30 protein-coding genes are annotated in these 26,072 nt (G+C 70.6%); 15 read left to right on the top strand and 15 right to left on the bottom strand.

Annotated features, from left to right (window positions below):
* Positions 1-47 precede the first annotated feature (47 nt).
* The 4 genes from CLV43_RS40720 to CLV43_RS40705 all read left to right on the top strand — a co-directional run bounded on the left by CLV43_RS40720 (position 48) and on the right by CLV43_RS40705 (position 3,515).
* Complete coding sequence (locus CLV43_RS40720; protein ID WP_146175109.1) at positions 48-1,091, top strand: hypothetical protein; 1,044 nt, start codon at positions 48-50, stop codon at positions 1,089-1,091.
* Between the two features lie 48 nt (positions 1,092-1,139).
* Positions 1,140-1,340, top strand: a complete 201-nt coding sequence (locus CLV43_RS40715) for a hypothetical protein (protein WP_106195204.1) — start codon at positions 1,140-1,142, stop codon at positions 1,338-1,340.
* A 224-nt stretch (positions 1,341-1,564) separates the two neighbouring features.
* A complete protein-coding gene (locus CLV43_RS40710) occupies positions 1,565-2,236 on the top strand; it encodes a TetR/AcrR family transcriptional regulator (RefSeq protein ID WP_106195201.1) in 672 nt (223 codons plus the stop codon).
* A 154-nt stretch (positions 2,237-2,390) separates the two neighbouring features.
* Entirely contained in the window at positions 2,391-3,515 is a 1,125-nt protein-coding gene (locus CLV43_RS40705) for a DUF4236 domain-containing protein (RefSeq protein ID WP_106195199.1), read from the top strand.
* An 18-nt stretch (positions 3,516-3,533) separates the two neighbouring features.
* Here CLV43_RS40705 and nucS read toward each other — a convergent pair whose 3' ends face one another.
* Positions 3,534-4,193: an endonuclease NucS gene (gene nucS, locus CLV43_RS40700; protein WP_106195195.1), complete on the bottom strand. Its 660-nt coding sequence runs from the start codon at positions 4,191-4,193 to the stop codon at positions 3,534-3,536.
* 128 nt (positions 4,194-4,321) lie between these two features.
* Here nucS and CLV43_RS40695 point away from each other — a divergent pair, with 128 nt between their 5' ends.
* Both CLV43_RS40695 and CLV43_RS40690 read left to right on the top strand, forming a co-directional pair.
* Complete coding sequence (locus CLV43_RS40695; protein ID WP_106195192.1) at positions 4,322-4,858, top strand: NUDIX domain-containing protein; 537 nt, start codon at positions 4,322-4,324, stop codon at positions 4,856-4,858.
* Positions 4,855-5,355 carry a GNAT family N-acetyltransferase gene (locus tag CLV43_RS40690; RefSeq protein ID WP_106195189.1) on the top strand — a complete coding sequence of 167 codons (501 nt, stop codon included), beginning with the start codon at positions 4,855-4,857 and terminating at the stop codon, positions 5,353-5,355. The genes CLV43_RS40695 and CLV43_RS40690 overlap by 4 nt, the downstream gene beginning before the upstream one ends.
* Here the strand turns inward: CLV43_RS40690 and CLV43_RS40685 are convergent.
* Positions 5,352-6,599, bottom strand: coding sequence for an MFS transporter (locus tag CLV43_RS40685; RefSeq protein ID WP_245887366.1), 1,248 nt, complete (start codon positions 6,597-6,599; stop codon positions 5,352-5,354). The genes CLV43_RS40690 and CLV43_RS40685 overlap by 4 nt on opposite strands.
* A gap of 1 nt (position 6,600) precedes the next feature.
* Positions 6,601-7,089, bottom strand: coding sequence for a MarR family winged helix-turn-helix transcriptional regulator (locus CLV43_RS40680; RefSeq protein WP_211304798.1), 489 nt, complete (start codon positions 7,087-7,089; stop codon positions 6,601-6,603).
* 112 nt (positions 7,090-7,201) lie between these two features.
* On the opposite strand from CLV43_RS40680, the gene CLV43_RS40675 reads away from it, so the two are divergent.
* The gene (locus CLV43_RS40675) at positions 7,202-7,870 is read left to right on the top strand and encodes a Type 1 glutamine amidotransferase-like domain-containing protein (RefSeq protein WP_106195186.1); all 669 of its coding nucleotides are present in this window, start codon (positions 7,202-7,204) and stop codon (positions 7,868-7,870) included.
* Positions 7,871-7,892: 22 nt separating this feature from the next.
* On the opposite strand, the gene CLV43_RS40670 is transcribed toward CLV43_RS40675, so the two are convergent.
* Positions 7,893-8,666: an enoyl-CoA hydratase-related protein gene (locus CLV43_RS40670; RefSeq protein ID WP_106195183.1), complete on the bottom strand. Its 774-nt coding sequence runs from the start codon at positions 8,664-8,666 to the stop codon at positions 7,893-7,895.
* Between the two features lie 52 nt (positions 8,667-8,718).
* A complete protein-coding gene (locus CLV43_RS40665) occupies positions 8,719-9,663 on the bottom strand; it encodes a GlxA family transcriptional regulator (RefSeq protein ID WP_106195180.1) in 945 nt (314 codons plus the stop codon).
* Between the two features lie 71 nt (positions 9,664-9,734).
* On the opposite strand from CLV43_RS40665, the gene CLV43_RS40660 reads away from it, so the two are divergent.
* Positions 9,735-10,265: a cysteine hydrolase family protein gene (locus CLV43_RS40660; RefSeq protein WP_106195177.1), complete on the top strand. Its 531-nt coding sequence runs from the start codon at positions 9,735-9,737 to the stop codon at positions 10,263-10,265.
* On the opposite strand, the gene CLV43_RS40655 is transcribed toward CLV43_RS40660, so the two are convergent.
* The 3 genes from CLV43_RS40655 to CLV43_RS40645 all read right to left on the bottom strand — a co-directional run bounded on the left by CLV43_RS40655 (position 10,262) and on the right by CLV43_RS40645 (position 13,863).
* On the bottom strand, positions 10,262-12,256 hold the full coding sequence (locus tag CLV43_RS40655) for a protein meaA (RefSeq protein ID WP_106195175.1): 1,995 nt from the start codon (positions 12,254-12,256) through the stop codon (positions 10,262-10,264). The two genes, CLV43_RS40660 and CLV43_RS40655, sit on opposite strands and share 4 nt — an antisense overlap.
* A 148-nt stretch (positions 12,257-12,404) precedes the next feature.
* Positions 12,405-12,722 (bottom strand): MazG nucleotide pyrophosphohydrolase domain-containing protein, encoded by a 318-nt coding sequence (locus CLV43_RS40650; protein WP_106195171.1) that lies wholly within the window; start codon positions 12,720-12,722, stop codon positions 12,405-12,407.
* A 133-nt stretch (positions 12,723-12,855) separates the two neighbouring features.
* Positions 12,856-13,863: a DNA glycosylase AlkZ-like family protein gene (locus CLV43_RS40645; protein WP_342749853.1), complete on the bottom strand. Its 1,008-nt coding sequence runs from the start codon at positions 13,861-13,863 to the stop codon at positions 12,856-12,858.
* Here CLV43_RS40645 and CLV43_RS48220 point away from each other — a divergent pair.
* Positions 13,778-13,963 (top strand): hypothetical protein, encoded by a 186-nt coding sequence (locus tag CLV43_RS48220; protein WP_170156236.1) that lies wholly within the window; start codon positions 13,778-13,780, stop codon positions 13,961-13,963. The genes CLV43_RS40645 and CLV43_RS48220 overlap by 86 nt on opposite strands.
* A gap of 119 nt (positions 13,964-14,082) precedes the next feature.
* Here CLV43_RS48220 and CLV43_RS40640 read toward each other — a convergent pair whose 3' ends face one another.
* Together CLV43_RS40640 and CLV43_RS40635 are read right to left on the bottom strand one after the other, a co-directional pair.
* Positions 14,083-15,393, bottom strand: a complete 1,311-nt coding sequence (locus tag CLV43_RS40640; protein ID WP_106195166.1) for a B12-binding domain-containing radical SAM protein — start codon at positions 15,391-15,393, stop codon at positions 14,083-14,085.
* On the bottom strand, positions 15,390-15,761 hold the full coding sequence (locus tag CLV43_RS40635; RefSeq protein WP_106195163.1) for a hypothetical protein: 372 nt from the start codon (positions 15,759-15,761) through the stop codon (positions 15,390-15,392). Before CLV43_RS40635 ends, CLV43_RS40640 begins: the two co-directional genes overlap by 4 nt.
* A gap of 227 nt (positions 15,762-15,988) precedes the next feature.
* Here CLV43_RS40635 and CLV43_RS40630 point away from each other — a divergent pair, with 227 nt between their 5' ends.
* Positions 15,989-16,297 carry a hypothetical protein gene (locus CLV43_RS40630; RefSeq protein WP_106195160.1) on the top strand — a complete coding sequence of 103 codons (309 nt, stop codon included), beginning with the start codon at positions 15,989-15,991 and terminating at the stop codon, positions 16,295-16,297.
* Here the strand turns inward: CLV43_RS40630 and murA are convergent.
* Entirely contained in the window at positions 16,294-17,562 is a 1,269-nt protein-coding gene (gene murA, locus CLV43_RS40625) for a UDP-N-acetylglucosamine 1-carboxyvinyltransferase (RefSeq protein ID WP_106195158.1), read from the bottom strand. The genes CLV43_RS40630 and murA overlap by 4 nt on opposite strands.
* 130 nt (positions 17,563-17,692) lie before the next feature.
* Here murA and CLV43_RS40620 point away from each other — a divergent pair, with 130 nt between their 5' ends.
* On the top strand, positions 17,693-18,265 hold the full coding sequence (locus CLV43_RS40620; RefSeq protein ID WP_106195353.1) for a cob(I)yrinic acid a,c-diamide adenosyltransferase: 573 nt from the start codon (positions 17,693-17,695) through the stop codon (positions 18,263-18,265).
* On the opposite strand, the gene CLV43_RS40615 is transcribed toward CLV43_RS40620, so the two are convergent.
* Both CLV43_RS40615 and CLV43_RS40610 read right to left on the bottom strand, forming a co-directional pair.
* A complete protein-coding gene (locus tag CLV43_RS40615) occupies positions 18,262-18,696 on the bottom strand; it encodes a DUF2550 domain-containing protein (RefSeq protein WP_106195155.1) in 435 nt (144 codons plus the stop codon). The genes CLV43_RS40620 and CLV43_RS40615 overlap by 4 nt on opposite strands.
* A 28-nt stretch (positions 18,697-18,724) precedes the next feature.
* Positions 18,725-19,090: a F0F1 ATP synthase subunit epsilon gene (locus tag CLV43_RS40610; protein ID WP_211304797.1), complete on the bottom strand. Its 366-nt coding sequence runs from the start codon at positions 19,088-19,090 to the stop codon at positions 18,725-18,727.
* A 206-nt stretch (positions 19,091-19,296) separates the two neighbouring features.
* Here CLV43_RS40610 and CLV43_RS40605 point away from each other — a divergent pair, with 206 nt between their 5' ends.
* The 3 genes from CLV43_RS40605 (at position 19,297) to CLV43_RS40595 (ending at position 22,834) form a co-directional block, all read left to right on the top strand.
* Positions 19,297-20,895: a serine/threonine-protein kinase gene (locus CLV43_RS40605; RefSeq protein WP_106195151.1), complete on the top strand. Its 1,599-nt coding sequence runs from the start codon at positions 19,297-19,299 to the stop codon at positions 20,893-20,895.
* A 119-nt stretch (positions 20,896-21,014) separates the two neighbouring features.
* Entirely contained in the window at positions 21,015-21,512 is a 498-nt protein-coding gene (locus tag CLV43_RS40600; RefSeq protein WP_106195148.1) for a SigE family RNA polymerase sigma factor, read from the top strand.
* Positions 21,509-22,834 carry a hypothetical protein gene (locus CLV43_RS40595; RefSeq protein WP_106195144.1) on the top strand — a complete coding sequence of 442 codons (1,326 nt, stop codon included), beginning with the start codon at positions 21,509-21,511 and terminating at the stop codon, positions 22,832-22,834. The genes CLV43_RS40600 and CLV43_RS40595 overlap by 4 nt, the downstream gene beginning before the upstream one ends.
* 37 nt (positions 22,835-22,871) lie before the next feature.
* Here the strand turns inward: CLV43_RS40595 and CLV43_RS40590 are convergent, their stop codons facing one another.
* Complete coding sequence (locus CLV43_RS40590) at positions 22,872-24,047, bottom strand: MFS transporter (RefSeq protein ID WP_106195141.1); 1,176 nt, start codon at positions 24,045-24,047, stop codon at positions 22,872-22,874.
* 17 nt (positions 24,048-24,064) lie between these two features.
* On the bottom strand, positions 24,065-25,222 hold the full coding sequence (locus tag CLV43_RS40585) for a 4-hydroxybenzoate 3-monooxygenase (RefSeq protein WP_245887364.1): 1,158 nt from the start codon (positions 25,220-25,222) through the stop codon (positions 24,065-24,067).
* A 72-nt stretch (positions 25,223-25,294) separates the two neighbouring features.
* Here CLV43_RS40585 and CLV43_RS40580 point away from each other — a divergent pair, with 72 nt between their 5' ends.
* On the top strand, positions 25,295-26,071 hold the full coding sequence (locus tag CLV43_RS40580; RefSeq protein WP_106195135.1) for an IclR family transcriptional regulator: 777 nt from the start codon (positions 25,295-25,297) through the stop codon (positions 26,069-26,071).
* The last annotated feature ends 1 nt before the right edge of the window (position 26,072 follow it).

Genomic DNA, 26,072 nt, shown 5'->3' with positions numbered 1-26,072 from the left:
CCGTACTTCCCCACGAAGCCCCGCCACAGTGACGTGAGGTGATCGGTGTGCCACTCCTGACCGCGAACGGTGCCGCGTACTCGGCACGGGAACTGACGCCATGGGAACTGGACGAGTACACCCGCGGTGGTGGCTACGACGTCCGGTTCCTCATCCGCGGCATCGGCTACCCCGCGAGCCCCAAGTGCGTCAGCCACTACCCCGGTTCGCTCGACCGCCACCGCGCGGCCGGCCGGGTCGTGCTGCTGCGGCACCGCGTCGGCGTGGACGACTTCGCGGGCGGGTGGGACGCGGGTCAGGCGCACGCCCGCGCCGCGCTCGCCGACGCGCGCATCGAGGGCTACCCCGAGAACCTCCCGCTGATCTTCACCTGCGACCGCAGGCTCGACGAGGTCGACCGCGACGAGATCCCGCTGTCCACCGCGCTGTCCTACCTCGACGGCGTCGCGGACGTCATCGGCTTCGACCGCACCTGGTGCTCCGGCTACGCCGACCTGGTGCACGTGGCGCAGGACATCGGCGCCGCCGCGGGTTTCGTGCTGCGCGGCCCGGAGACGGGGATGCGCGACGGGATCGCGTTCCACCGGTCCGACGGCGAACGGATCTTCCCCGGCCGGATCGAGGCCGACCTGCTCAAGGCGTACATCGATCTCGACGCCTTCGAAGGAGAGGACTTCCTCATGGGACTCGAGCCGTGGCAGCAGGAGCGGATGTACGACCGCATCATGTCGATGAGCGCGGGGGTGGCGGGCGAGTCGTTCAACGGCACCCAGTTCGAGCACCACGAGCACCGGCTGTCGGTCATCGACCACAAGCTCGACGTCATCGGGGGCGTCCTGACCCGGCTCGCCATGCGCGACGGCGGGCTGGACCTCACCGAGGAGGAGACGGCCATGCTGGCCTCCAGACTCGGCTCGCCCACGACGTCGGACCTGGCGGACCTGGCCGACCACCTCTCCATGCACCTCGACCTGGGCCGCGACACCGTGTACCGGGTCCTGGAGGAGCTCTACCAGCCGTCGACCGTGCGCGTCATGAAGCCGCGCAAGCCCGCGCACGCGGCCGACGACATGTCCGGACAGGCCTCCTGACCGCCGGACTCCCCATCCGAGTCGGGGGACTCGACGAGGTGAGGCGTCATGACGGCTTACTGGGTGATCTCGGCACTGCTCGTGGCCGCCGCGGCGGCGGCCGCGGCCGCGTTGTCCCGCCGGTTCCACCGAAGACGGATCAGACGGCGCACCGTCGCCAGGGTGCGCAAGGCCGTCTCCAAGTGGCTGCACCCGGCCCCGGTGCTCCGGTACCTGCAGAACCCCGAAGAACAACGGCAGGCGAGCTGAGGACCGCGGGCACCGGTGTGCCGGACCGGTCCGCCCCTCCGTTCGCCACCGCCGTCCGACAGCCGCGGGTCGCCGACCCCCGTCGCCCGGCGCCCCGCCCGTCAGAGAGGTCAACCCCAGCAATGCTCCCCACGCGGACATCCCCGACAGCTCCTCCCCCTCCGACGCCCACGTCGAGGTCGCCCTTCCCGGCACCGGGGGATCGCAGACACCTTGGACGGGACATGACAGCAGGCCCACGAGAACGGCTGATCGACAGCACCATCGCCCTGATCCGCAGGCGCGGCGTCCACGCGACCGGCCTGACGGACCTGCTCAACCACAGCGGCACCGCCCGCCAGTCGATCTACCAGCACTTCCCCGGCGGCAAGGCCGAGCTCGTCGAGCAGGCCACCCAGGAGGCCGGCCGCCAGATGGTGGCGCTGCTGGACACCCTCGGCGACGAGCCGCTCCAGCTCGTGGACGGCCTCATCTCCTGGTGGGAGCAGCAGCTGGCGTCCTCGTCCTACGACGCGGGCTGCCCCATCGTCGCCGCCGCCCTCTCCCCCACCCCGGCCGCCGGCCGCGTGTTCGCCGCCTGGGAGAACCGCCTCGGCGGCGTCCTCGTCCAGTCCGGCCTCGACCAGACCGTCGCCGCGTCCCTGGCCACGTTCACGCTGAGTGCCCTGGAAGGCGCCATCGTCCTGTCCCGAGCCGCCCAGTCCACCCGCCCCCTGGACGAGGCCCGCACCCAGCTCACCCTGCTCCTCAAGGCCCACCTGGGCCCCCGCGCCACCACCACCTCCCACCCCGAGCCCGACGCCGACGACGCCCCCATGACCGCCCCGATCCCCATCCTGCGCGGCTACCAGCACCCCGCCGACGCCAGGGACCGCCGCGACAACCTGCACGGCTGACCTGACCGGCGGTCGGGGCCGTCCGGCTCCGCGCTCCCGTGCGGGGGAGGCGGAACGGACGCGGGTCGGGGGTGGCAACACGCCTGTCCGCCGCCTGTAACCCCGCGAGCGCGTTCCTCGATCTACCTCCCAGTCGTCCTAGGCGGAGGTAGTGATGGGGTTCTCGGTCAAGCTCGCGCCCGGTGTCCGCATCCGGGCCTCCAGCCGCGGGATCCGGACCAGCGTCGGGCCACGAGCCGCACGGCTGCACGTCGGCGGCGGCCGAACCGGGTTCTCCAGCGGCGCCGGACCCGTCGGGTTCTACACCTCGTTGTCGGGCACCCGACGACGCTCGAGCGGCGGGAGCACGCGTCGAAGCGGCACGGGGACATCCCAGCGAGCACTCGCCCAAGCCGCCAAGGCCGAGGCGGCCCAACAGCTGCGCACTGCCCTGCACAACATCCTCAACCTGCACCGGCAGGACTTCCCGCAGGCCCAGCGACCGGTCGCACCCGAACCCCCTGCCGTCGCCACGCAGGCGGTGCTGGCCGAGCACCGCAAGCAGGCCCTCGCCGGGATCGGCCTGTTCAAGCGCGCCGCACGCCGCGAGGCCAAGGCTCGGGCCGATGTGGTCGCGGGCGCCGAGATCCAGCGGCTGGAACGCGAGCGCGGTGCGAGCAGGACACGTCACCAGGCCGAACTGGACCAGTGGTGGAACGCCCTCACGGCCAACGACGAGGACACCGTCATCGAGGTGCTCACCGCCGCGTTCGAGGACAACGAGGCACCGGCCGCCCCGGTGGGCGTGGCCGGGTCGGAGCTCACCACCGTCGTGCTCGTGCCCACCATCGACATCGTGCCGGAGAAGAAGCCGACCACGACGGCCGCGGGGAACCTCAGCCTGAAGAAGCTCACCAAGACGGAGCGGTGCTCGCTGCACACCGTGCTGGTGGCCTCGCACATGCTCCTGACCGCACGCGAAGCACTGGCGGTAGCACCGGGCGTCACCGCCGTCCGGGTCGTCGCGCTGCAGCGGTCGCGGACCGACGCGTTCGGGGCGGCCCGCATCGGTGTGCTGCTCGCGGCCCGCTTCGAGCGGTCCGCCCTCGCCGCGGTGCGCTGGGACGACGCCGACGCGAACGCCGTTCTCCACGACGCCGCCACGGAGGTCGTGAGCAACCCGAAGCGCACGACGCACGAGCTCCAGCCGCTCGACCTGGACCGGGAACCGGCGATCCGAGCGCTGGTGGAGAGCGTCGAGGTCGACGACCTGCTCGACCGCGACAACACCCCGCGGTAGCCCGGCGGCGGAAGGCCGTCAGAAGAGGCGGAACTCGTCCGACTCGATGCCGCGCAGCTCGTCGTAGTCGAGCACGACGCAGCGGATGCCGCGGTCCTCGGCCAGCGTGCGCGCCTGCGGCTTGATCTGCTGCGCCGCGAACACGCCGCGCACGGGTGCGAGGAGCGGGTCGCGGTTGAGGAGCTCGAGGTAGCGGGTGAGCTGTTCGACACCGTCGATGTCGCCCCGCCGCTTGATCTCCACGGCGACCGACGCGCCCGCGTGGTCGCGGCACATCAGGTCGACCGGGCCGATGGGGGTGGGGAACTCGCGGCGCACGAGCGACCAGCCCTCGCCGAGGGTGTGGACGTGCTCGGCGAGCAGCTTCTGCAGGTCGGCCTCGACGCCGTCCTTGACCAGGCCGGGTTCGCGGCCCAGCTCGTGCTTGGAGTCGTGCATCACCTCTTCCAAGGTGATGATCAGCTTCTCGCCCGCCTTGTTCTGCACGATCCACATGCCGGGGTCCTCGATGAGCCAGCACGGCGGGCTCATCCAGTTCAGCGGCTTGAACGCGCGGTCGTCGGAGTGGATCGACACCGAGCCGTCCGCTTTGATCAGCAGGAGCCTGTTGGCCATGGGCAGGTGGGCCGTGAGCCGTCCGACGTAGTCGACCTGGCAACGAGCGATGACGAGGCGCACCCGCGACAGGCTACGGGGTCCACGGGGAGATCAACAGGCAGGTGTCGTTCCCCTCGGGGAAACCCCGGTGGGGGCCGTGGTGGTGTACTTCGGGCGGACGACTACGGCCCCGGCAGAGGGAGAGTGACTTGGACACGCTCGGATCCCGCGAGGTGTACTCGAACGCGTGGATGACGGTCCGCGAGGACCCGATCCGCCGCGCGGACGGCAGCACCGGCATCTACGGCGTGGTGGACAAGCCGGACTTCGCGCTGATCATCCCGTTGGACGGCGAGCGGATGCGGCTGGTCGAGCAGTACCGGTACCCGATCGGCATGCGCCGCTGGGAGTTCCCGCAGGGCACCGCGCCCGACCGCAACGACGAGGTCCCGCTGGTGCTCGCGACCAGGGAGCTGCGCGAGGAGACCGGCCTGCGCGCCGGGAGGATGGTCGAGCTCGGCGTCCTCGACGTGGCACCCGGCATGACCAGCCAGCGCGGCCGCGTGTTCCTGGCGACGCAGCTGGTCGAGGGCTTCCACGAGCGCGAGCACGAGGAGCAGGACATGCGCTCGGCGTGGTTCCCGCGCGGCGAGTTCGAGGCGATGATCACCCGCGGCGAGATCACCGACGCCCAGTCGATCGCCGCGTACACGATGCTCTTGCTGCACGAGCACGCGCAGCCGTGATCGAACGCGTCGCGGCACCGCCCGCCGAGGACCTGGCGGACGTCCTCGTCGACGCCGTCGAGGGCGGTGCCTCCGTCGGTTTCGTGCTGCCGCTGGACCGCGCCGACGCCGTGTCCTGGTGGGAGGGCCTGGCCCCGGCCGTCGCCGACGGCTCGCTGCTGCTCTGGGTCGCACGGGTGGACGGGGAGGTCGTCGGCACCGTCCAGGTCCGCCTGGCCACCCTGCCCAACGCCCGCCACCGCGGTGAACTGGCCAAGCTCCTGGTCCACCGCTCCGCCCGCGGCCGGGGTGTCGCCAGGGCGCTGGTCCGGGCCGCCGAGCGGGAAGCGGCCGCCGCGGGCGTCACCCTGCTGGTCCTGGACACCGAGACCGGCAGCCCCGCGCACTCCGTCTACGCCCACCTCGGCTGGACCGAGGTCGGCACCATCCCCGACTACGCCCTCGACCCCGAGGCGAAACCCAGGCCCACCACCATCTTCTACAAGCGGATCCCCTAAGCAGCGCGTCGCAGGCCGGGCGTGGTGGCACCGACCAGCACCACCGCCACCACGCACAGCACCCCACCACCGACCAGCGAGGTCACCCCGGACGTGGCGCTCGCCACCAGCCCGCCCCGCAGGTTCCCCACGTCCGGCCCCGCCTGCCCCACGATCTGCTCGGCGGCCGACACCCGCCCCAGCAGCGCGTCCGGCGTGTGCGACTGCACCAGCGCCCCGCGCGACACCACCGACACCGTGTCCGCGACACCGGCCAGCACCAGGAAACCCAAGCCAAGCCACGGGTTCACCGACATCCCGAACAGCGCCAAGGTGACACCCCACCCCGCCGACGCGACCAGCATCACCACCCCCGGCCGCGGCGACCGCGTGAACACCCCCGAGAACACCGACGCCACCACGCCTCCCACCGCGATGGCCGTCAGGAACAGCCCGAAGGTGCGCGGATCCCCGCCGAACCGCTCCTCGTTGACGAGGGGGAACAGGCTGATGGGCATCGACAGCACGGTCGCGGCCAGATCGGTCAGCAAAGCCCCGCGCACCACGGGGTTGCGCACCAGGAACGCCAACCCGTCCCCCACCCCGCGCAGGCCCGGCCGCGACAGCTCGCCTTCCGGCACCATCGCCGGCAGCCCGAAAGCGCCGTAGAACGCCACCCCGAACGTCACCGCGTCGACGAGGTAGCACCCGCCGACCCCCAGCCACCCCACCACGACCCCGCCCAGCGCGGGGCCCAGCAGCATCGCCCCCTGGAACGCGATCCGGTTCAACGCCAACCCGGCCGCGAGCTGCCCCTTGGGCAACAACCGCGGGATGAACGTCCGCGACGCCGGTCCACCACCCGCGACGAAGCAGGACTGCACGGCCACCAGCGCCAGCACCAGGACCACCGGTGTCCCGCCGAGGAACCCCTGCACCGCGAGGAGCGCGGAGCAGGAAGCCTGCCCCACCAACGTGACCAGGTAGAACCTCCGCCGGTCCACCCGATCCACCAGCGACCCGGCGAACAGCCCGAACGCGATCACCGGCACGGCTTGCGCCAGCCCCACCGCACCGGTCCAGACGGTGCTGCCGGTCGCGCTCCAGACCTGGAACATCACCGCCACCAGGGTCATCTGCGAGCCGAACCCGGAGAACACCCGGCCGACCCACAACCGCCGGAACGCCACCGACTCCCGCAACGGCGCCACGTCCAGCAGCGCCCGCCTCACCGCGCACCGCCGCACGGGGAGCGCCGACCGCACCTCACCGCCACGTCTCGTCCTCCGCGAGCTTCTCGGCGATCCGGTCGTGGAAGCTCTTGCGCCGCAACGCCTCCTCCATGTCCTTGACCAACCTGCTCAACGGGTACGGGATCTCCGCGTCGATCTCGGCCGTCACCGCCTCGGTGGCCCGCCACTCCGCCGCCAGCCGGTCGACGATCCCCGCCGCCTTCTCCGTCAGCTCGACCTTCTTGCTGCGCGCGTCCACGCCCGCCGTGGTCCGCACGAACCCGGCCTTCCTCATCGCGGCCACCTTCTGGCTCATCGCCGAGTGCGTCCGCTCCACCGACTCGGCCAGCTCCGTGATCGTCATCGGCCCGCGCAGGTGCAGCCGGATCAGCTCCATCACGTAGCTCGGCTTCAGCCCGTCGATCTCCGCCTCGGCGTAGAGCCGCGCGATGTCCGCTTCCATCGCCGCCTGGAGCAGCCGCAACGGCCGCCAGTGGCTCACCTCTGTGGGGTCCTGGGTCATCCGGGAATCGTAACAGCACTTATACAAGTGCTGTTACATTTTTTCCCGCACCCCTGGCACCAGGTCGACGGGTGCGTTGCGAGGGCCCGGCCGACCGTGGTTGGCTCGCCCGGTGAACCTCCTGCTGACCTCCAGCGGCCTGCGCAACGACACCCTGCGGGACGGGCTGCGGGACCTGCTGGGGAAGCCGTTCGGGTCGGCGAACGTCGTCTACGTCCCGACGGCCTCCGTCGCCGAGCCCGGCGACCACGGGTGGTCGCTGGCGGACATGACCGGCGTGCACGGCCTGGGGTGGCGCGAGTTCGACGTCCTGGAGCTGAACGGCCTGCCGAGGCGGCTGGTGCTCGACCGGCTGCTGCGCGCCGACGTCGTCCACGTCGGCGGCGGCAACCACTACCACCTCGCGCGCAGCATCACCGGCAACGACCTGGCCGACGGCTTCCTGGAAGCGCTGGAAGACCGCGTCTACGTGGGGGTCAGCGCCGGGTCGATGATCTTCAGTCGGAACCTGACGGAGCACTCCGCTGAGGTCATCGGGGACGTGGCGGACCTCCACGTGCTCGGCGCGACGACCGTGCGGCCGCCCTTCGGCCTGTTCGACTGGTACCTGAAGCCGCACCTGCACTCGCCCGGCTTCCCGGAGCGGGACGACGCCTGGGCCGACCGCCTCGCCGAGCGGGCCGACTTCCCGCTCTACCTCATCGACGACGACACGGCCGTCCGCGTCGTCGACGACGAGGTGGACGTCGTCTCCGAGGGCCGGTGGCGGTTCCACCCGTGACGCGGGACCGCCCGCGCGGCGGTCAGTCGGTCCAGACCGGCGCCCGCTTCCCCAGGAAGGAAGCCATCCCCTCCTGCGCGGCGGGCGTCTGCGAGGCCGCCGCCATCACCTCGACCGCGATCGCGTAGGCGTCCGCCTCCGGCCGGTCGAGCTGCGCGTACAGCGTCTGCTTCCCGACCGCCTTGCTGGACCTGCTGCCGCGGGTGGCCCGCGCCAGCAGGTCGTCGACGGCGGAGTCCAGCTCGGCGGCGGGCACGACCCGGTTCACCAGCCCCCACTCCGCGGCGGTGCGGGCGTCCACCACGTCCCCCGTCAACGCCATCTCCATCAACCGCTTCCGCCCGATCACCCGCGCCACCGGCACCGCGGGCGTGTGGCAGAACCACCCCGCCTTGCCTCCCGGCAACGCGAACCCGGCTTCCTCGGCCGCCACGGCCAGGTCGCAGGACGCGACCAGCTGGCACCCCGCGGCCGTGGCCAGCCCGTGCACCCTCGCGACGACGACCTGCGGCACCGACTCGATCGTCCGCATCAGGTCCGTGCACAGCGTCAGCAGCTCGCGCACCCCGTCCAGGTCGCGCGAGGACACGTCGCCGAAGTCGTGCCCGGCCGAGAACACCGGCCCCTCGGCGGCCAGCACGATCCCCGACGCCCCGGACGCGGCGGCCTCGTGGAACGCGCCCAACAGCTCGGTCAGGTGCTCGAACGACAGCGAGTTGCGCCGCTGGGGACGGTTCATCGTGATCCGCACGACGTCCTCGGAATGCGCCACGAGCACGTGCTGGTAGTCGGCCATGCCCCGACGTTAGCCTGACCGGCACGCCCGAGCAGCCCCCTCCCCGCCCGAACTAGCCCGCCACCCGGAAGGTCCGCCGGTAGGCGTCCGGCCCGACCCCCAGCTCCGCCCGCAGCCTCCGCCGCAGGTTGGCGGCCGTGCCGAGCCCGGACCGCTCGGCGACCCGGTCCACCGTCAGGTCCGTGGTCTCCAGCAGCCGCTGCGCCAGCTCCACCCGCCGCGTCTGCAACCACCGCCCCGGCGTGCTCCCCGTGGCCGCCAGGAACGTCCGGTGGAACGTGCGCCCGCTCAGCCCCGAGTGCTCGGCCAGGTCGGCCACGCCGATCGGCTCCGCCAGCCTGGCGACCGCCCAGTCCACAGTGGACGCCACCCCGGACTTGGCCGCGCGGACCGGCATCAGCGGCTCGACGTACTGCCGCTGCCCGCCCTCCCGCGCGGGCGGCATCACCATCCGCCGCGCGATCGCCGCCGCGACCTCGGCCCCGTGGTCGCGGCGCACCAGGTGCAGGCACAGGTCCGCGCAGCCGAGGACACCGGCCGACGTGTAGACCGGACCGTCCTCCGTGAACAGCACGTCCTTGCGCACCAGCGCTTTCGGCGCCGCCGCGGCCAGGTCGTCGAACAGCCGCCAGTGCGTCGTGGCCGCCCGCCCGTCCAACAACCCGGCCGCGGCCAACGTGAACGCGCCCGAGCACAACCCGGCCACCGTGCCACGGCCGGCCCGCAGGGCTTTCACGGCCGCGGCGGGCACCGGCGCACGCGGGTCGCCGCGCCCCGGCACGATCACCAGGTCGCAGTCCGCCAACCCGGCCAGGCCGTGCGTCGCGGGCATCGCGCCGATCGGCGCCAGCGCCGTGGTCACCTTCCCCGGCGAGCACAGCCGCAGCTCGAACAGGGGCACGCCGGAGTCGCGGCGGTCGATCCCCCACACCTCGCCGGCCACCGCGATGTCGAACACCCGACTGCCCGGCAGCACCAGGACACCCACTGTGCGCATGGCAGGAAAGTACCGCATGGCGCAGCTCCTGCCACTTCCCCGAACGGTCCCCGACCCGCGAGAGTGGTCCCATGACAACAGCACTCGTCCTGATCGACGTCCAGCGCGGCTTCGACGACCTGGAGTTCTGGGGTCCGCGCAACAACCCCGACGCCGAGGCGAACATCGCCGCTCTGGTGAAGGCGTGGCCGGGCCCGGTCGTGGCGGTCCGCCACGACTCCGTGAAGCCGGGGTCCCCCCTCGCACCGGGCACGCCCGGCAACGCGTTCAAGCCCGAGCTGGACGACCTCGTGCCGGACCTGCTGTTCGGCAAGACGGTCAACTCCGCGTTCCACGGCGAGACCGACCTGCACGCGTGGCTGACCGACCGCGGCATCACCGACATCACCGTGGTCGGCATCTCCACCAACCACTGCGTCGAGACCACCGCGCGCGTCGGCGGCAACCTCGGCTACCGGGTCGTCGTCCCGATCGACGCCACCTACACGTTCGACCTGGAGGACCTCACCGCCGACCAGCTCACCGCCGCCACCGCCACGAACCTGCGCGGCGGCGGCTTCGCCGAGATCACCAGCACCAAGGAGGTCCTGGCCGGGCTCTAGGACAGGCCGTGGGCCTCGCGGACGACGGTGACGATCTCGTCCATGATCTGCGTCAGCTCGTAGTCCTTCGGCGTGAAGACCCGCGCCACACCGCGGTCCCGGAGCTTCCCGGCGTCGTCGGGCGGGATGATCCCCCCGACGATGACCGGGATGTCGCCCGCGCCCGCGGCCCGGAGCCCGTCGACCACGGCGGGCACGACCTCCAGGTGCGAGCCGGACAGGATCGACAGCCCGACCACGTGCACGTCCTCCTGCACGGCCGCGGCGGTGATCTGCGCGGGCGTGAGCCGGATCCCCTGGTACACCACCTCGAACCCGACGTCGCGGGCCCGCACGGCGACCTGCTCGGCACCGTTGGAGTGCCCGTCCAGGCCGGGTTTGCCGACCAGGATCCGCAGCCGTTCGCCGATCTCCTCGCCCGTGGCCCGCACCCGGTCGCGCACCCGCGCGATCTCGGTGCCCGCCTCGCCGGACGCGGACGCGGCTGACACCCCGGTGGGCGCCCGGTACTCGCCGAACGTCTCGCGCAGCGCCTGCGACCACTCGCCCGTCGTCACCCCGGCCTTGGCGCACGCGATGGTCACCTCGACCAGGTTCGCGTCCGTCTTCGCCGCCGCCCGCAGCGCCGTCAACGCCGAGTCCACCAGCGACCCGTCGCGGTTCGCCCGCCACTCGCGGATCGCCTCGACGGCCTGGAGCTCGACCATCGGGTCGATGGTCTCGATCGCCTTCGCGCCTTCGGCCTGCAACGGCGACGGCTCGCTGGTGGCGAACCTGTTCACGCCCACCACCACGTCCTCGCCGGACTCGACCCGACGGCGGCGGCCCGCCAGCGAGCCCACCAGCGCGGACTTCATGTACCCGCTCTCGACGGCGGCCACCGCGCCGCCCATCGCCTGCACGCGGTCGATCTCCTCGCGCGCCCCGGCGACGATCTCGGCCACCTTCGCCTCGACGACCACCGAGCCCTCGAATAGGTCCTGGTACTCCAGCAGGTCCGTCTCGTAGGCCAGCACCTGCTGCATCCGCAGCGCCCACTGCTGGTCCCACGGCCGCGGCAGGCCGAGCGCCTCGTTCCACGCGGGCAGCTGGATCGCGCGGGCGCGGGCGTCGCGCGACAGCGACACCGCCAGCATCTCCAGCACGATCCGCTGGACGTTGTTCTCCGGCTGCGCCTCGGTCAGCCCCAGCGAGTTGACCTGCACGCCGTAGCGGAACCGCCGCTGCTTCGGGTCGGTGATCCCGTACCGCTCGCGGGTGATCTCGTCCCAGAGCCGGGTGAACGCCCGCATCTTGCACATCTCCTCGACGAACCGCACGCCGGCGTTCACGAAGAACGAGATGCGCTGCACCACGTCGCCGAACCGCTCCGGCGGCACCTGCCCCGAGTCGCGCACGGAGTCCAGCACCGCGATCGCCGTCGACATCGCGTACGCGACCTCCTGGGCGGGCGTCGCGCCCACCTCCTGGAGGTGGTAGCTGCAGATGTTGATCGGGTTCCACTTCGGCACGTTCGACACGGTCCACGCCACCACGTCGGTGATCAGCCGCAGACTCGGGCCGGGCGGGAACACGTAGGTCCCGCGCGACAGGTACTCCTTGATGATGTCGTTCTGCGTGGTGCCCGCGAGCTGGTTCGGGTCGGCCCCGTGCTCCTCGGCCACGCTCACGTACAGCGCCAGCAGCCACATCGCGGTGGCGTTGATCGTCATCGACGTGTTCGCGCCGTCGAACGGGATCCCGTCGAACAGCCGCCGCATGTCGCCGATGTGGCCGATCGGCACCCCGACCTTGCCCACCTCGCCCTTGGCCAGCTCGTCGTCGGGGTCGTACCCGGTCTGCGTCGGCAGGTCGAAGGCCACCGACAGCCCGGTCTGCCCCTTGGCGAGGTTCCGCCGGTACAGCTCGTTCGACGCGGCGGCGGACGAATGCCCCGCGTAGGTCCTCATGACCCACGGGCGGTCGCGCTCGCGGTCGGCCGGGTACGGCAAGACAACCTCCCGGAGGCCGGTGACGACGTTGTTGCCCGTAGCGTACTGACCGGTAACACCGCGTCCACGTGCCGTTGCTCACTGAATCGGTCCGGGAGGACCGCAAACGCACCCGAGTAGCTGGGCCCTGGACAGCGATGACGCCGTGCTACACCCAGGTACGAGTTTCGTTGAGCGCTTCCTTGTTCCGGAGCGCTTCATCCAGGCTGATGCCGAATCGATTGGCAATGGCGCACACGTAGATCAGGACGTCGGCCAGTTCCTCATCCACGGTACCGGTCACCGCAGTGGCATCAATCGACATCTGCTCATGCTTGCGAATAGCCTTGAACAGTTCCCCGACTTCTTCCCCGAGCTTGAGCCCTTGCTCTAGGACGGTACTGTCGGAAAAGCCGCGCTCCACTTCCATCTCAGCGACATAGCGCTGCACGTCGTCAAGAGCTGACGCTTGCTTCAGGGGAAGCATTTACCAACCTCGCGAATACTGGACGGTGCGGCCAAGCGGGCACACTAGCACTGGTTCAGGCGGGCCAACGCTTCCCACTCCAACCTCGTCACCGACACGCCGACGACACGCCGCTCGATCCCCCGCCCTCACTTCACAGCACCGCAGAGAAGGCCTGACGCCTCGCCGAGACGGGCGCCCACCCTCGTCGAAGAGCTTCCGACAAGTGGCGAGCTCGCCGTCCGACGTCCGCTCGCACGAAAGGCGGGACAGCGCCACGGACCACGTCACAGGCAATCGCTTTGGTCACCGTGTTCCAGGTCCACGTACCGACCACCTGCCCCTCGAACAGGATCGTCGGCAGTACCTCACCAATCTGGTTAAACGCCCGCCGCGGCGCCAACCCTCCCAGGTAGCGCCGCCGCGTCTCGAAGTAGGCTTTGAGCGCTACGTCCTCGTGCGCAAGGAAGTTGAGACCGGTGTGGTGATCTGCCGCGCTAGTCGTACGAAACTCGTCGAAACGCCACTGGTGCATGTACAACGGCACGTCCGCCCAAGGTGTGCGGACGGCCGCCCAGGTCTGGTCCGACGAGGACATCGCCCCGGTGATCGCCGAACGCGACAAGCCGGACCACCACATCGCGTCACGCAAGGAGGCTGGCCCGTAGCGGTCGAAGTAGACCTCCACAAGCTGTGCGGTGGCCTGTGCCCGGTCCATCGCCATGTCGAGTTCCGGGTACAGCATCCCGGTGAGGGCGAATTTGCGGTGCTCGCGGTTCCAGCCCGTCGTTTCGTTGACGTAAGCGAGCTGCCCACGTTCCCAAGCCAACTTGAGCGCGACCCGGACGGCCGCGGTGGTGGTGCACCCGCCTACTAGACGGGTCTCCACGTCCCGGTGGAACAACGCACCGTCACGGCCGAGCAGATCGGCAATGGACTCCGTGACACGGGAAAGGGTTCTGGCGTCGAGACCGGCGTTGACCGCCATCCGAAGAGCATCCCTTTCCCGGAAGTGCACCGTAGCGCCATGCGCGGCTTGTGCCAACGACAACGGCAACGTGTGCAGCGTCTTGCGCATGCATCGCACGGTCATGACCGTGCTGCGGGAAGCGGGGGTGAACAAATCCATCGCCACGTCGGGTGTCGACGCGCGTGCCAACACCGTCGCGAACGGCGAAGGCAATCTCGCCGCGTGCAATCCCAATGCGACTTCGGCCACCTCCACCACTGATGGCAGTTTAGTGTCCCCCGCCAAGCCCTGACGACGAAGCACCCAATTCCACAGCTTCTCGGCGTCTTCCGCGTTCAATCCATGGGATTCGACAACTTCAGGAAAAGCAGAAACCATGCGTGATGCTAACACAGCAATAGTTGATCTTCATTACCCCTGGGCGTTCCAGTTGCTTTCCACGAACTCGCGAAGACGCAGGTAGGAGCGCTCGGTTTCCACCCAGTCGCCGTCATCACCCCACCAATGCCGCTGGTTGTGATGGATGTGGAACTTCGACCACTCGCCGTCCCAGTCCGGCTGCAAATGGGTACCCCGCACGTCGAAGTCGACCGCCCTGTTGTACACCTGGGTTCCAGGTAAAGGCACGAAGCGGAAGAGGGACACCCGCGAGATGCTCGCCCCGAGTTCGCCGAGCAGCTCGATGGTCTCCTCGGTCGTCGCCATGCTCTCCCCTGGAAACCCGTGGATGACGAACACCTTCGCGGCGATACCCGCATCCACGGTGGCGCGAACAGCGCGCTTGATCTGCTGCTTCGTGGTGTTCTTGCGCATCGCCCTGAGGAGCTGCTCACTACCGGACTCCATGCCGTACTTCACCTCGATGCAACCCGAACTGGCCATCTTGACCAACAAGGGCTCATCGATCGTGTCGACGCGCGACAGAGCCGACCACTTGAGCCCAAGGTCTTGGATCTGCTCACAGATATCACCGACCTTGGTCTTGTTGACGATGAAGTTGTCGTCCACTATGGCGAAGCCTTCGATACCGTAGGCATCGATCAGGTGGGACAGCTCACGCCTAGCACTTGCGCCGCTGCGATATTGGATACGGGTCTGTCCCGCAGCGCAGAAGCTGCACGGGAAGGGACATCCTCGGCTGAACATGACGTGCGCCATGCGGTAATCGGTGCCTGCCAACCTGTCGGAGATGACGAAGTCGTCCACGGGCAACAAGTGACGAGCCGGGAGCGGTAGCTGATCGATGTCGCGAAGCAGCGGCCTTGAGCGCTCGCACCTGAGCAGACCACCATCTCGCCACAACAAGCCCGGCACACCCTCGAAGCGCTTCGTAGCAGCTCTACCAAGGATCTCCAGGATGGTTTCCTCCGACTCACCGGTGCTCGCCACGTGGGCGTCGAAGTCGGCGAGACTGGACTCCGGGTAGAAGTTGCAGTGAACCCCTCCAACCATGACGAGCGCATCCTGCCTAATAGCTGAGAGCCACCGGGCTTCCAGCATGACCCCGTAGGTGGCCGAGGACGCGAGGCTGAACCCGATGGCCTCGAAGTCGGTCAGGTCGAGTGCGGTCGCCTCTGGTGTCACCTTGATCACGTCCACCTGGTGGCCAGCTTGTTCAACGACCGCGGCTAGGTACAACACACCGAACGGCGGGAACTCACGTCGGCGCTCTTTGAAACGCGCCATGTCGTAGACCTCGGGGTACAGCAAAGCGACCCTCATGACCCGCCCTCCTTCGCTGCCAGGACCACCGGGAGCAGAGCGTCCGCCACCTGATCGGCGGTGGTGTCCGAGATGTCGTGGCGGTGTACGGGGTAACCGATAGCAGCGAGCGCATCAGCGGCCACCGAGAACGCTCGCAGTTCGGCAATGGCCTCGCCGACATCCGCGTTGTGGAAACGGCTGTACTGGCCACGTGCCGCCGCTCGTTCCACGCAGACAACAGGATCCCCGAGCAGGAAGACCGAGACGTCCGGCACGGTGATGCCGTCGTGACTGCGGAGCTTGCCGACGAGAAGCGCGCTGACGGTGGACTTACCGACTCCACTCGGCCCGTCGAGTGACACGAAACAGCCGTGGCCGTCCACCATGGGCGCACCTCTTCCCGCACCCGAACGGTACGACTGGACTTGGGGAACCGGACACACCCGGACGTGTACTCGCGTTTTCACCATCGGGTGAATGCAGGTATCGGAACCAGCGGGTTGTCGGGATGCGCCGAGGCATGCCGAAGGCGGTATCGCCCACCGATCGAGTCTCAGCCGAGGCGATGAATCCGCCATTCGCGGGCGGCGCGAGACGGTCGTGGTGGCGGACGATGGACCACGTGAACGCGTGGACCCAAACCCTGGTGCTGATCGCGGTCTTCGGCTTGTTCGCCGGGGTGCTGCGGTGGGCGTTCGGCAACGACCGCCGGGCCGTGCCGGACTACACCGGTGACGACTTCGGGCTGCTCAACGAGGTCGCTCTGGTCCCGACGGAAGAGGCGGCGCGGGTGCTGGCCAAGCGCTTGCGCACGGCCGGGATCAAGGCCACGTCCGTGCGGGGCAGCGAACCGGGCGCCTACCGGGTGATGGTGTTCCCGGTAGACGTCCCGGACGCGAAGCTCGTGCTGAGGGACGTCTAGGCGGTGACGCGCTCGACGCTCGCGCCGAGCTTGCGGAGGTTCTCCACGAAGCCGGGGTAGCCGCGCTCGATGTGGAAGATCTCGTACACCTCGGTCGCGCCGTCCGCGCACAGGCCGGCTAGCACGAGGCCCGCGCCCGCGCGGATGTCGGAGGCCCACACCGGGGCGCTGGAGAGGCGCTCGACACCGCGGACGACGGCGTGGTGGCCGTCGGTGCGGGCGTCGGCGCCCAAGCGGATCATCTCCTCGATGAAACGGAACCGGGCCTCGAAGAGGTTCTCGGTGATCATCGACGTGCCCTCGGACACCGTGGACAGCGCGATGGCGAACGGCTGGTTGTCGGTGGCGAAGCCGGGGTAGGGCAGCGTGACGAAGTCGACCGACTTCGGCCTGCCCTCCTGCACCACGCGGAAGCCCTCGTCGGGACCGCCCTCGTAGGTGGTGACCTCGGCGCCCGCCATCCGGAGCTTCTCCAGCACGAGGTCGATGTGGTGCGGGTTCACGCCGCGGACCCGGATGTCGCCGCGGGTCATCGCGGCGGCGAACGCCCACGTCGCGCCGACGATCCGGTCGCCGACCACGCGGTGCTCGGTCGGGTTCAGGCTGTCGACGCCGTGCACGGTCAGCGTGGACGTGCCCGCGCCCTCGATCTTGGCGCCCATGTCCTGGAGCATCAGGCAGATGTCGATGATCTCCGGCTCGCGGGCCGCGTTGTCGATCACCGTCGTGCCCTTGGCCAGCACCGCGGCCATCAGGATGTTCTCGGTCGCGCCCACGCTCGGGAAGTCGAGCCAGATCTGGGCGCCGTGCAGGCCCTCGGCGTTCGCGACGACGCAGCCGTGCTCGATCTCCGTGGTGGCGCCGAGCTTCCGCAGACCCGCCTGGTGCATGTCCAGCGGCCGCGAGCCGATCGCGTCGCCACCGGGCAGCGCCACGACGGCGCGCTTGCAGCGGCCGACGAGCGGGCCGAGCACGCACACCGAGGCGCGCAGCTTGCCCATGGCCTCGGAGTCGGCGCGGTGGTTCAGCTCGGCGGGCGTGGTGATCGTGACCACGTCGCCCTCGATGACCACGACGCAGCCGAGGCTGCGCAGGACGTCCGCCATGAGCGGGACGTCCAGGATCTCCGGGCAGTTCGTGATGGTCGAAGTGCCCTCGGCGAGCAGTGCCGCCGCCATCAGCTTCAACACGCTGTTCTTGGCCCCGACGACATCGACCTCGCCGACCAGCCGCGCTCCGCCGTGGACCCGGAAGTGCTCACTCACCAAAGAACTCCTCAACGCTTGCCCCTGACGGGCAATCCTACGGACATTCTGAATCGAGCCCGTGCTGAGTCCCTTGGAGTGCATGCGGGTGTGCCCGGTTCCGATGAACGGGAGCCCTAGAGTGCGGGTCATGGCTGTTCACCTCACCAAGATCTACACGCGGGTCGGCGACGACGGCACGACCGGGCTCGGCGACTTCTCGCGCGTCCCCAAGACGGATCCGCGCATCACCGCGTACGCCGACGTGGACGAGACCAACGCGGCGCTCGGTGTGGCGCTGGCGCTCGGCGCGTTGGCCGACGACGTGCGGGACGTCGTGCAGAAGGTGCAGAACGACCTCTTCGACGTCGGCGCCGACCTGTGCACGCCGATCGTGCCCGAGCCGGAGTACCCGCCACTGCGGGTGACCCAGGCGTACGTGGACCGGCTTGAGGGGTGGTGCGACGAGTACAACGCGCGCACCGGGAAGCTGGACTCGTTCATCCTCAACGGCGGCACGCCCGGCGCGGCGCTGCTGCACCAGGCGCGGACGATCTCGCGGCGGGCCGAGCGGAGCACGTGGGCGCTGCTGGAGGTGGACGCGGAGCGCACGAACGTGCTGACCGCGAAGTACCTGAACCGGCTGTCGGACCTGCTGTTCATCCTGGCGCGCGTGGCGAACCCGGACGGCGACGTGCTGTGGAAGCCCGGCCAGAACGCCTAGGACGCCCAGGGGATGGAACGGCCCGGAGGCGCTGACTCGAGCCAGGAGAGGAATCCCGTCAGCGCGTCCGGGCCCATCGCGATCTCGACCTCGCCGCCGGACGTGCTCCGGCAGCGCAGCACCGTCGACCCGGCGGGCATCGCGTAGGCCTCGGACGCGGCGGGCTCCCGCCGGTCGTCGATCTCCAAGCCGTCGCGGGTGATGATCTGGTCCGGGCCCGCGCCGAGGCTCAGCACGCGGAACCAGACGAACTCGTCACCCTGGTAGCGGCCGACACCGAGGTGCCAGCCCCGGCCGCTGTCGTCCTGGCGCAGGCGCAGCGCCACGTGCACGCCGCCCGCCCGGAGCAACCTCAGCCTGCGCCACGCGAAGTACGCGAGGGCGACGACCACGATGAACAGGACCACCCCGACCATCTCGGCGATCCCCACGGCGATACCCGCTCGTCCGCGTCCGGTCTCAGGCCGAATGCCCGGCGGCGCGCAAGGCGGCGATCGCCCGTCCTCGCTGGAGGTCGTCCGAGTCCTTCACCGCGGACCGGGCCGCCTCGACGTCGATCTCGTCGGCCAGCTCGGCGTCCTCGGCCAGCACGCTCACACCGCTGCCCGTCACGGACAGGAACCCGCCGTACACCGCGGCGGTCACGGTCTCGCCCTCGGAAGTGCGGATGCGGACCACGCCACCCTCGACCAGCTGGCCGAGCATCGGCTCGTGGCCCGGCAGGACGCCGATCTCGCCCTCGGTCGTCTGGGCGACCACCGACGTGGCCGTGCCCGACCACAGACGGCGTTCAACGGCGACCAACTGGACGGTCATCTCGGCCACGCGTATCTCCCTCGTCGACTGGAGTCGAACCGCAGTCTAAACGGTCGGGTGACGACCTCGCCGCCCCGGCCTGGTCACACCGGCCCGCGACACCACCTTGATCACCTGCTACCGCAGGCCGGGGGCACCGCGGAACACCCGACATCTTGTCGCCGACAGCACCGTTGACAACCACCCGCTCGGTGATCGGTCCTGGGAGAACACGAATGGCCTTGACCGCACTCCACCCCGCCGACCCGCGCCGGATCGGCGGGTACCGGCTGGTCGGCAGGCTCGGAGCTGGTGGCATGGGTGTCGTGTACCTCGCCCACGCGGCGGACGGTTCCCTCGTCGCGGTGAAGCGCCTGCACGACGAACTCGCCGACGACCCCGCCTTCCGGACCCGCTTCCGCCAGGAAGCCGTGACGCTGACCAGGGTCCGCGGTGCCTACACCGCCACCGTCCTTGCCGTGCACACCGACGAGACACCCCAGTTCCTGGTGCTCGACTACGTCCCCGGCCCCACGCTCACCGAGCACGTCACCCGATCGGGGCCACTGCCCGCCGGTTCCGTGCGCGGGTTCGCCGCCGGGCTCGCCGCGGCGCTGTCGGCCGTCCACCGCGCCGACGTCGTGCACCGCGACCTGAAACCCGCGAACGTCCTGCTGTCCGACGCCGGGCCGAAGGTCATCGACTTCGGCATCGCCCGGATCTCGGATGCCACCCACCTGACCCGGACGGGCGCGCACATCGGCTCACCGGGGTTCATGGCGCCGGAACAGCTCACCGGTGAGGCCGGGGCACCCGCCGACGTGTTCGCCTGGGCGTTGACGGTCGCGTTCGCCGCCACCGGCCGGGCGCCCTTCGGGGCCGGAGCACCGGAGACGATCTTCTACCGGGTCCTGCACACCGAGCCGGACATCGCTGGCGTTCCCGACGACCTCTTGCCGCTGCTGAGCGAGGCGCTGTCGAAGGTCCCCGCCGAACGCCCGACAGCCGCACGGCTCGTGGCCGCGTTGACGGGCGAGCAGGGCACTGCCGAGCACCCGGACAAGGTGGTAGCCGATCTCCTTTCGCACACCTGGATCCAGACGCAGGTCGGTCCGGAACCCCCGAAACCCCTGCCCGCCAAGCGGAGCAGGCGTCGCCTCCTGCCCATCGCGGCGATCTGCTCCGTCATCCTGCTGGCGGCAGGCGCGGTCTACGGGTCCACGCACTCCGACCAGCTCGTCGCCGGCCGTCCCACGCACGAAGTCGTCGCGCCCATCCCGGCGAACATCGCGTCGGGCCAGCCGTCCTCCGCACCCACCACCACACGACCGGCCGACCCCGCTACCCAGGTCCTCACCTACCAGCCGTGGACACCCCAGGGCCTGTCGCCGCGGATCACGGCGACCGCGACGACGAGTGGCTCGTGCTGGATCAGCGCGAGCAAGTCGATGCGCCCGGAAGCGTTCCGCTGCACGGCAGGCAGCACCATCCACGATCCGTGCTTCTCGAGCCCGTTCCAGTCGACAAGCGTCGCCTGCCCGGTGCTCACGCCCGACGACGTCGTGGTCATCAACCTGACCGCCCCCTTGCCCTACAGCACGGGGAGTACAACCGGAGGACTGCAAGCCTGGCTGATGGTCTTGTCCAACGGACAGAAGTGCAGCGCCGCAGGTGGGGCGACCACGACGCTGGAAGGCATGCGCCTGAACTACCACTGCACCAACGGCTTCATCTACGGCGACCTGGATGACGGCAAACCCACGTGGACCGCCCGCTTCCAGGCGAACGACAACCCCATCCTGGAAACCACCACGATCGCCACCGTCTACCGGTAACCCCACCCCCATCCCAGCGGTATACAAGAACCCGCCCCACAAACCCGAGCGAGTCCTGACAACCTCCCGGCCCCCGCCGGTGTCCACCTTCCGTGGGGGGACGCGGAGGAGGCAGAGGGGTGGCTGTGCACGCGGCGGAGGAGGACTTCGAGGAGTTCGTCGTGCTGCGGTCGCAGTCCCTCCTCCGCACCGCGTTCCTGCTGTGCGGCGGGGACCGGGGCGCTGCGGAGGACCTGCTGCAAGAGGTGTTGGAGCGGATGTTCGTGCGGTGGCGGCGGATCAAGGGGCCGCCGGAGCCGTACGCGCGGGCGGCGTTGGCGAACGCGTCGGCGAACCGGTGGCGGCGGCGGTCGCGCAAGCCGGAGGCGGACTGGGAGCTGGCGGGGACGCCGTCGGTGTGCGGGCACGAGGAGCAGGTGGTCGACCAGGACGCGGTGTTGCGGGCTTTGGCGGAGCTGCCGCCGAAGATGCGGGCGGTCCTGGTGCTGCGGTACTTCGACGACCTGACCGAGCTGCAGACGGCAGCGGCGCTCGGGTGCGGTGTCGGCACGGTGAAGAGCCAGACCTCGCGGGGGTTGGCGCGGATGCGGGAGCTCGTGGTGGAGGTGACGCGGTGAACGGGATCGGGGCGGCGATGCGGGATGCCGCGGAGGGGGTGGACGTGCGCGCGGGCTTCACCGGCGACGTGCTGCGCGGCGGCAGGCGCAGGCAGGTGCGCAGGCGCAACGGGATCGCGTTGGCGCTGGCCGCGGTGGTGGGTGTCCTCGGGTTCGGCGCGGGCATGGCGATGCGGGACGTGCCGCCGGTGTCCGACGAGCGGCTGCTCGCGGCGACCAAAGGGGATCTGGCGGACGACCGGGAGGTGCTGCTCACGGCGACGGTCGCGTGGCGCGCCGAGCTCACCCCGTCGTGGACCCGCGACCGCGGCGTGACCGAGCTGCGGGGCGAGCCGCACGTGTACTGGGCGAGCACGACACCGGTGGGGGACGCCGCCGTGGTCATGCAGGAGGGGAAGGTCCGGGAGCAGTGGCGGACGCTGGTCGGGCTGGTCGCGCGCGACCCGGCGGACGGCTTCCCGAAGGTCGTCGGCACCACGAACCCCGAGGACCCGACCGCGGGCACCGAGAGCTTCCAGTTCGGCCCCGGCGACCGGACGTTCCTCGTCGTGGACCCCGGGATCCCGGTGTACGCCTCGCCGAACGCGACCCGGAACCCGGCGGGCGTCGTGCGGCGGACGTGGCACGAGGTTCCCGTCGTCGACGGGGTGGGCGTGTGGACCGCACCCGACGGGGTCGCGCCGTCGACGGTGCGGCTGGTGACGAGCATCGGCCCGCCGATCTCCGACATCCCCGCCGAACGGCTGCTGACCACCCGCCCGGCGAGCGCCTACCTGCGCAGCGGGGTCCACGCCAAGCGCAACGGCGCCCCCGCCTACGACACCCGGATGTGGAACAACACCTCGAGGAAGCAGCTGCGGGTCGGTCCGGACGGGCCCGCGCCCTCTCCCGACTCCGACCTGTTCCAGGCCCTCGAGGACGCGCACATGACCGACATCGGCCCGCCCGGCAACACGGGTACCTGGTGCGTCTACGGCACCAGCGGGACCGGCGGCGGCCTGCTGGTCGGCGAGTACGCCGACGGCGACGAGCCGAGCACGCTGTTCGCGCTGCTGTTCCGCGCGGACGGCACCCTGGACCGGGTGCAGCGCGGCCCCGCCGTGGACTTCGGGTCACCGCTCCCGGTGCGGGTCCGGCTGCCGGACGGCCAGGGGTGGGTGGTCGCCTCGTCGCAGTACCTCGGCATCGCCTACCGGACCTCCGATCCCGGCGACTGGCAGGAGGCGCAGACGGGCTCGCAGGCCGCCCTGCTCCCGGACGCCGCCGTCCAGGTGCGGGTCGGCTCCGGGACCGGCGAGGTGGTCGTCGACCTGCCGCGCTAGGGCCGCACCTCCACCCCGGAGGTGCGGGGGACCCGTGCTAGACCTCCACGCGGGTGCGCGAGCCGATCACCACGACGGCCACCGCGCCCAGCGCGGCGACCAGGGCGAAGGCGTAGAACCCCCACGGGTAGGCGAGTCCGGCGGTCAGCAGCACGCCGCCGAGCAGCGGGCCGCAGATGGCGCCGAGCCTGCCGACGCCCGCGGCCCAGCCGAGGCCGGTGGCGCGGTTCGCGTCGGAGTAGACGCGGCCGACGTAGGCGTAGACCAGCGCCTGCGCGCTGAACACGAAGCAGCCCGCGACCAGCACCGCCACGTACACGCCGATCCCCGGCAGCTTCACGCTCAGCAGCGCGAGGAACACGGCCGCGGCGGCGAACCAGCCGATGGTGGTGCGCCACATCCCGAACCGGTCCGCCACGTTCCCGGCGACCAGCAGGCCGATGATGGCGCCGACGTTCAACGTCAGCAGCAACCCCAGCGCCGCGCCCAGCGGGTAACCGGCCACCCGCATGATCTGCGGCAGCCACGTGTTGAGCCCGTAGACCAGCAGCAGCCCCATGAACGACGCGACCCAGAACGCCAGCGTCGCGCGCACCAGGCCGGGCTTGAACAGCGAGCCGACGACGTCCTTCACCGGCGCGGGCGCGAACACCGTCGACTCCGGCAGGAACCGCCACATCAGCGGCACCAGCACGAGCGCGGGCAGCGCGCCGATGACGAACAGCACCCGCCACCCCAGCGACGGGATCACCGCGATGCCCAGCAGCGCCGTGGCCACCGCGCCGACGTGGTAGCCGGTCATGATCACCGTCGTCGACCGGCCGCCGCGCTCGCGGCCCCCGGCCTCGTTCACCAGCGTGATCGCCGTCGGCAGGCAGCCGCCGAGGCCGAGGCCCGCGAGGAAGCGCAGCAGCCCGAACACGAACACCGACGGCGCGAACGCGCACAGCAGGGTGAACAGCGAGAAGCTCGCCACCGCCAGCATCAGGGCCTTGCGCCTGCCGATCACGTCGGTGACCGTGCCGATCGACAGCGCGCCGACCGTCATGCCCACCAGCCCGATGGTGGACACCGCCGACGCGGTCGCGGGTGTGAGGCCCCAGACCTTGTCCTGCAGCAGGACGGGGAGCACGGTGCCGAGCACCACGAGGTCGAACCCGTCCAGCAGCACCGCCGTCCACCCGAGTGGTAAGACCCATCGATTCGTGGACATGGCGTACCTCCGCAGGGTTAGAAGGGCAGGCCGACGTAGTTCTCCGCGAGGCTGGTGGCCGCTGCCGTCGACGTCGCGGTGTACCGCAGCTGCGACAGCTGGAGCCGGTGCTGGTAGTCGTCCACATCGGACGCCCGGTGCAGCATCGTGGTCATGTGGTTGGAGAAGTGCTCCGCCCGCCACACCCGGCGCAGGCAGGTGTCCGAATAGGACTCGACGAGGTCGGTGCGCCCCTTGTGCAGCAACGCCGACAGGGCTCTGGACAGCACGAGCACGTCCGCGACGGCGAGGTTCATGCCCTTGGCGCCGGTCGGCGGCACGATGTGCGCCGCGTCGCCCGCGAGGAACAGCCTGCCGTGCCGCATCGGCTCGGCGACGAAGCCGCGCATGGGCGTGATGCTCTTCTCGATCACCGGTCCCTCGCGCAGCTCGAAGCCGTCGTCGGTGGCGAGCCTGTGGTGCAGCTCGTCCCAGATCCGGTTGTCCGACCAGTCCTCGATGCGCTCGCCAGGGTCGACCTGGAGGTAGAGCCTGGTCACCTCGGGCGACCTCATGCTGTGCAGGGCGAACCCGCGCTCGTGGTTGGTGTAGATCAGCTCCTCGTGCGAGGGCTCCGCCTTGGCCAGCAGACCGAGCCAGGCGAACGGGTACACGTGGTCGAACGTCTTCAGCACGCCCGCGGGCACGGTGCCGCGGCTGGTCCCGTGGAACCCGTCGCAGCCCGCGACGACGTCGCACTCCAGCTCGCCGCCGTCGAAGGCGATCCGCGGCCGGTCGGTCTCCACGTCGTGCACGGCCGCGCCGGTCACGCCGAACCGGATGTCGCCGCCCGCCGCGAGCCTCGCCGCGATGAGGTCCTTCACGATCTCCTGCTGGCCGTACACCGTGATCGAACCGCCCGTCAGGTCGGTCAGCGCGATCCGGTGGTCCTCCCGGTCGAAGCGCAGCGAGAACCCGTGGTGCGGCAGGCCTTCGCGGTCGAGCCGGTCGGCGAGCCCCACCTCGCGCAGCAGCTCCACGGTCGGCTGCTCGCACACCCCCGCGCGCACCCGCCGCTCGACGTACTCGCGGCTGCGGGACTCCAGGACCACCGAGTCGACGCCCTCCAGGTGCAGGAGGTGGGACAACAGCAGACCCGCGGGCCCGGCTCCGATGATTCCGACCTGAGTGCGCACACCGCCAGAGTGACGTGGGTCTCTTCCACGAGCGAGTGGACTTTCCACTGATCGGAAGGCCATCCTGGGCACGTGACGACACCGAAGTCCGTCGCGGGCAGGCTCTTCACCCTGCTCGGCGTGTTCTCCGAACAGCGCCCGTCGGCCAACCTGTCCGAGCTCAGCAGGTGCGCCGGGCTGGCGCTGAGCACGACCCACCGGCTCGTGTCCGAGCTGGTCGAGTGGGGTGCGCTGGACCGCGACGCGGACGGCCGCTACCACGTCGGCCTGCGGCTGTGGGAGCTCGCCGTGCTCTCCCCCGGCAGCCTCGGCCTGCGCGAGCGCGCCATGCCGTTCCTGGAGGACCTCTACGAGGTGACGCACCAGAACGTGCAGCTGGCCGTCCGCGACGGGCTGGAGGCCGTGTACGTGGAGCGGATCTCGGCGCACAACGCGGTGAACGTGGTGACCAGGATCGGCAGCAGGCTGCCGGTGCACGCCTCCGGCGTCGGGCTGGCGATGCTCGCCCACGCGCCCGCCGAGGACCAGGAACTGGCCCTGCGCAGCCCGATGCGGCGGTTCACCTCGAAGACGATCACCACCCCCGCCGCGCTGCGCGAGAAGCTGGCGCAGGTGCGGCGCGACGGCTACGTCGTCAGCGACGCCCAGATCGAACTGATCACGTTGTCGGTGGCCGCCCCGATCCGCGGCGCCGACGACACCGTGGTGGCCGCCGTGTCGATCGTGGTGCCCCAGGACGGCGTGGCCGTGGGCACGCTCGTGCCCGCCGTCCGCACGGCCGCCAGGGGCATCTCCCGCGCCCTGGGGGCGCCCAGCGCCGTGCGGTCGCCGCGGCGCGGGGCCCCGTGAG

This window comes from Umezawaea tangerina (assembly GCF_003002815.1).
GTDB lineage: Bacteria > Actinomycetota > Actinomycetes > Mycobacteriales > Pseudonocardiaceae > Umezawaea > Umezawaea tangerina.
Note: the sequence above shows the minus strand (reverse complement) of the source record. Positions and strands in the feature narration are given on the sequence as shown.

Excerpts from the sequence above, each read along its gene's own strand:
- CLV43_RS40650 (WP_106195171.1), bottom strand. The coding sequence starts at position 12,722 with ATGCTTCCCCTGAAGCAAGCGTCAGCTCTTGACGACGTGCAGCGCTAT.
- CLV43_RS40630 (WP_106195160.1), top strand. The coding sequence starts at position 15,989 with ATGGACCACGTGAACGCGTGGACCCAAACCCTGGTGCTGATCGCGGTC.
- CLV43_RS48220 (WP_170156236.1), top strand. The coding sequence starts at position 13,778 with ATGCATCGCACGGTCATGACCGTGCTGCGGGAAGCGGGGGTGAACAAA.
- CLV43_RS40665 (WP_106195180.1), bottom strand. The coding sequence starts at position 9,663 with ATGCGCACAGTGGGTGTCCTGGTGCTGCCGGGCAGTCGGGTGTTCGAC.
- CLV43_RS40620 (WP_106195353.1), top strand. The coding sequence starts at position 17,693 with ATGGCTGTTCACCTCACCAAGATCTACACGCGGGTCGGCGACGACGGC.
- CLV43_RS40705 (WP_106195199.1), top strand. The coding sequence starts at position 2,391 with ATGGGGTTCTCGGTCAAGCTCGCGCCCGGTGTCCGCATCCGGGCCTCC.
- CLV43_RS40670 (WP_106195183.1), bottom strand. The coding sequence starts at position 8,666 with ATGGCCGACTACCAGCACGTGCTCGTGGCGCATTCCGAGGACGTCGTG.
- CLV43_RS40715 (WP_106195204.1), top strand. The coding sequence starts at position 1,140 with ATGACGGCTTACTGGGTGATCTCGGCACTGCTCGTGGCCGCCGCGGCG.
- CLV43_RS40680 (WP_211304798.1), bottom strand. The coding sequence starts at position 7,089 with ATGACCCAGGACCCCACAGAGGTGAGCCACTGGCGGCCGTTGCGGCTG.
- CLV43_RS40660 (WP_106195177.1), top strand. The coding sequence starts at position 9,735 with ATGACAACAGCACTCGTCCTGATCGACGTCCAGCGCGGCTTCGACGAC.
- CLV43_RS40605 (WP_106195151.1), top strand. The coding sequence starts at position 19,297 with ATGGCCTTGACCGCACTCCACCCCGCCGACCCGCGCCGGATCGGCGGG.
- CLV43_RS40590 (WP_106195141.1), bottom strand. The coding sequence starts at position 24,047 with ATGTCCACGAATCGATGGGTCTTACCACTCGGGTGGACGGCGGTGCTG.
- CLV43_RS40710 (WP_106195201.1), top strand. The coding sequence starts at position 1,565 with ATGACAGCAGGCCCACGAGAACGGCTGATCGACAGCACCATCGCCCTG.
- CLV43_RS40640 (WP_106195166.1), bottom strand. The coding sequence starts at position 15,393 with ATGAGGGTCGCTTTGCTGTACCCCGAGGTCTACGACATGGCGCGTTTC.
- CLV43_RS40635 (WP_106195163.1), bottom strand. The coding sequence starts at position 15,761 with ATGGTGGACGGCCACGGCTGTTTCGTGTCACTCGACGGGCCGAGTGGA.